We start from the raw sequence: 3,635 nt of genomic DNA, 5'->3' as shown, positions 1-3,635 counted from the left end.
AGACCCCCGTACAAAACAGAACTGCTGCCAACAGCAGGTAAGCCTGGAGAGGAACGGAACCGGAAAGAAGCTCAGAGAGCATCACAAATAAAGGAGAAAGAATTCAGGCGCGAGGCTGGTCAACAAGTAATGGAGTGCGTGCCTTCTCAATCAGTCCCTGATCAACCTCTTGACCGGTGACAGGATCCACGGATTGAACGTCACGACGGGCCAGAACAATTGCTCCAATCATGGCCATCAACAATAAAACGGATGCCAACTCAAAAGGCAGTAAGTAATCGGTGAACAAGTGCTCACCAATTCGTACGGTTGCATCCTCCCCAATCGGGGCTGGGCCCTTGGTCCAAGGAGTGGTGACTACAACGCGGGTCAAAAGAGCAAACAGACCCACGCACACACCACCGGACAGAAGACGACGTATGGGAAGTCCGGGAATCGGAGCCAGATTCTCCTTCTTGTTGACCAGCATGATCGCGAACAGGATCAAGACGTTCACAGCACCCACGTAGACCAGCACCTGGGCCGCTGCCACAAAACTGGCGTTGAGCAGGAGATAAAGACCTGCCACTGCCAGAAAGACTCCACCGAGGAGGAAGGCCGAATAAACAATGTTGCTCAAGAGAACAACACCGAGAGCTCCCAGAACGATGACGGCACTCAGAGCCAAAAAACAAATGAGCTGCGTTGACGCGGCGATCGTCATCCTGCGCTCTCCTCCTCATTGGAAGCTGATGAGGATGATTCTCTCTCATCCTCTGCAGCCTTCATGGATCCAGCCGCTTTGAGTTCCTCGAGGATTTGCTCAGGGAGTTTGCCGGCTCGGGGACGGTCAGGAGAAACGCCATGGGGCTGAACTTCCCCAGCAGGCAAATACACCAGTTCCCGCAATGGCTGAACCGATGGATCTGTCGTCACGCTGGTCGGTAAGCGGCCTAACGCAACGTTGTCGTAGTTCAGGCTATGGCGATCGAAGGCTGCCAATTCATATTCTTCAGTCATCGATAAGCAATTGGTGGGGCAGTACTCGACGCAGTTGCCACAGAAAATACAAACCCCGAAATCAATCGAATAATTGCGTAGCTCTTTTTTCTTCGTTTCCTTGTTCATCACCCAATCAACCACTGGAAGATTGATGGGACACACCCGCACACAGACCTCACAAGCAATGCACTTGTCGAACTCGTAATGAATGCGTCCTCGATACCGCTCCGAGGGGATCAGCTTTTCGTAGGGATATTGCACCGTGACGGGACGGCGCTTCATGTGGTCGAAGGTGACCGACAGGCCTTGCGTGAGATTACGGGCCGCATCCACTGCATCCCTGGTGTAATCACCAACCTGTTGAAGGAAGCCAAACATGTTGTGGAATCGGGGAAGTGAACGATCGAGGAATCAAAGCCCGGCTCTCATGATGCCGCCGGGAAGGGGGAGCTGACGAGATCAGCCGCCAAAAGCAACCGGGAAGGCCAGCTTGAGGGCTGCTGTGACCAGGAGGTTGACCAAGGCGAGAGGCAACAGGAATTTCCAGCCAAGATCCAACAGCTGATCAATCCTGACCCGTGGAGTGGTCCAACGCAAAAGAATCGCGATAAAGACCAGCAGATAGGCCTTCAAGACAGTCATCACAATGCCCACGGCGCCTGTGATCAACTGCACCAAAGGCGCATCAATGGGCTGACCTAACCAGGAAGCAAGCCATTCAACAGGGATTGGGAAGCCCCAACCACCTAAATAAAGGATGGAGACGAGGAGAGCAGAAAGAACGAGATTGATGTAGCTGCCCAGGTAGAAGAGGGCAAATTTCATCCCCGAGTATTCCGTCTGATAGCCAGCGACGAGCTCTTCCTCAGCTTCCGGAAGGTCAAAAGGGAGACGCTCACATTCCGCAAGCGCACAGATCCAGAAAATCAGGAAACCAACCGGCTGGCGCCAGATGTTCCAACTCAAGACCCCAGCGCCGGTTTGTTGATTAACGATATCGACGGTGCTTAAGGAATTGCTCATCATCACGACGGCCAGTACGGCCAACGCGAGAGGGATTTCATAACTGATCGACTGGGCTGCGGCACGGAGACCACCCAACAACGAATATTTGTTATTTGAGGCGTAGCCACTCATCAAAAGCCCAATGGGCTGAACGCTGCTGAGCGAGATCCAAAGAAAAATGCCAACGCCCACATCGCTGATCAACAGGTTCTGACCGAAGGGCACGATCAACCAGGACAAAATGACCGGAACCACCACCAGCACAGGGCCGAGAGTGAAGAGAATGCTGTCTGCGCGATCCGGAATGATGTCTTCCTTGACGAGCAGCTTGAGCCCATCGGCAAGAGGCTGAAGAACGCCCAGAGCTCCGGCATATTCAGGACCAACCCTTTGCTGCACGGCTGCAGAAATTTTTCGTTCAAGCCAAACCGTGACCAGAACCCCTACAACAGCGGCCACAAGGACCAGCAACATCGGGAAGGGAAGCCAGAGCATGCGTGCAGCCTGGGCCGAGAGTCCAAACCCCTCCAGTGCCTGACTGAAGCTCTGCTCAAGATCAAGACCCGGGCTCACCAGAGCCGGCGCGGTGGTGGCGAGGGTAGTCACCATGGTCGGAGAAGAGATAGATGCAACTTAAGCGCCCGCGGCATTCACCCGCTGATCCGCAGGGACCCAATGACGCATGGACGTACCGGTATAAATCTGAGAAGGGCGGAAAATTCGATTCGCACCGAGCTGCTCCCTCCAGTGAGCCAGCCAACCAGCGACGCGGGAAATCGCAAACACAGGGGTGAACAGATCTCTAGGAATTCCAAGCTTCCTGTACACAAGGCCTGAATAAAAATCAACGTTGGGATAAATCCCCTTAGGGCCGAGTCGAGTGGCGGCAGCCGTCTCAAGGGCATGGGCCACGTCGTAGAGCTCGTCGTGACCAAACCGAGCAAACAACTCCTCAGCCAATGACTGAAGGATCACCGCCCGCGGGTCTTTGACTTTGTACTCACGGTGACCAAAACCCATCACTTTGCGTTTGCTCGCCACGGCTGACTCGAGGTAGGAGTCGGCCTGTTCCGGAGTCCCAATCTCCTCCAACATCGCAAGCACATCTTCGTTAGCTCCACCGTGGAGAGGGCCTGCCAAAGTTCCTACTGCCGATGCCACGACGGCGTAAGGGTCAGTCAACGTGCTTGCCGTCACCCTGGCGCTGAACGTGCTGGCATTAAGACTGTGCTCAGCGTGAAGGATCAAGCAGCGATCAAAGATTCGAGACGCGAGAGGATCGGGCTCTTGCTCCGTGAGCATGTACAAGAAGTTGGCTGAGTAAGCCAAGTCGTCGCGGGGCTGGATTGGATCCTGGCCTTTACGAATCAACTGGAAGGCCGCCACCATTGTTGGGATCTTGGCGATCAGCCTGACAACAGCGTCATAGATGTATTGGGGATCATCAATGGCCCGACGGGAATAAAAGAGTCCCAGAGAGGCCGCGCTCGATTGAAGAGCATCCATCGGATGCCCGTTGGCAGGAAAGCACTTCATCATGTCGCGCACCCGAAAGCTGACGCGACGATGCATTTGCACTTCGTGCTCGAAATCTCGAAATTGCTGAGGGGTCGGTAGTTCACCCCAGATCAACAAATACGTGGTCTCCA

The 3,635-nt window shown here is 54.4% G+C and carries 4 protein-coding genes; all 4 read right to left on the bottom strand.

The features are described 5' to 3' along the window. Positions 1 to 103: 103 nt before the first annotated feature. Positions 104 to 703 (bottom strand): NADH-quinone oxidoreductase subunit J, encoded by a 600-nt coding sequence (locus NCN04_RS09460; protein ID WP_048347371.1) that lies wholly within the window; start codon positions 701 to 703, stop codon positions 104 to 106. Further along, positions 700 to 1,359, bottom strand: coding sequence for an NAD(P)H-quinone oxidoreductase subunit I (gene ndhI, locus NCN04_RS09455; protein WP_048347372.1), 660 nt, complete (start codon positions 1,357 to 1,359; stop codon positions 700 to 702). Before ndhI ends, NCN04_RS09460 begins: the two co-directional genes overlap by 4 nt. An 81-nt stretch (positions 1,360 to 1,440) precedes the next feature. Then, entirely contained in the window at positions 1,441 to 2,559 is a 1,119-nt protein-coding gene (nuoH, locus tag NCN04_RS09450; RefSeq protein WP_245407374.1) for an NADH-quinone oxidoreductase subunit NuoH, read from the bottom strand. Between the two features lie 60 nt (positions 2,560 to 2,619). After that, the coding region (locus NCN04_RS09445; RefSeq protein ID WP_250395922.1) for a citrate synthase at positions 2,620 to 3,635 on the bottom strand (1,016 nt) is incomplete at its 5' end.

Origin of the sequence: Synechococcus sp. MU1655, assembly GCF_023630655.1 — a bacterium.
GTDB lineage: Bacteria > Cyanobacteriota > Cyanobacteriia > PCC-6307 > Cyanobiaceae > Synechococcus_C.
Note: the sequence above shows the minus strand (reverse complement) of the source record. Positions and strands in the feature narration are given on the sequence as shown.

What these genes read in the sequence shown, in the direction of transcription:
- ndhI (WP_048347372.1), bottom strand. Translation starts at nt 1,359, where the DNA reads ATGTTTGGCTTCCTTCAACAGGTTGGTGATTACACCAGGGATGCAGTG.
- NCN04_RS09460 (WP_048347371.1), bottom strand. Translation starts at nt 703, where the DNA reads ATGACGATCGCCGCGTCAACGCAGCTCATTTGTTTTTTGGCTCTGAGT.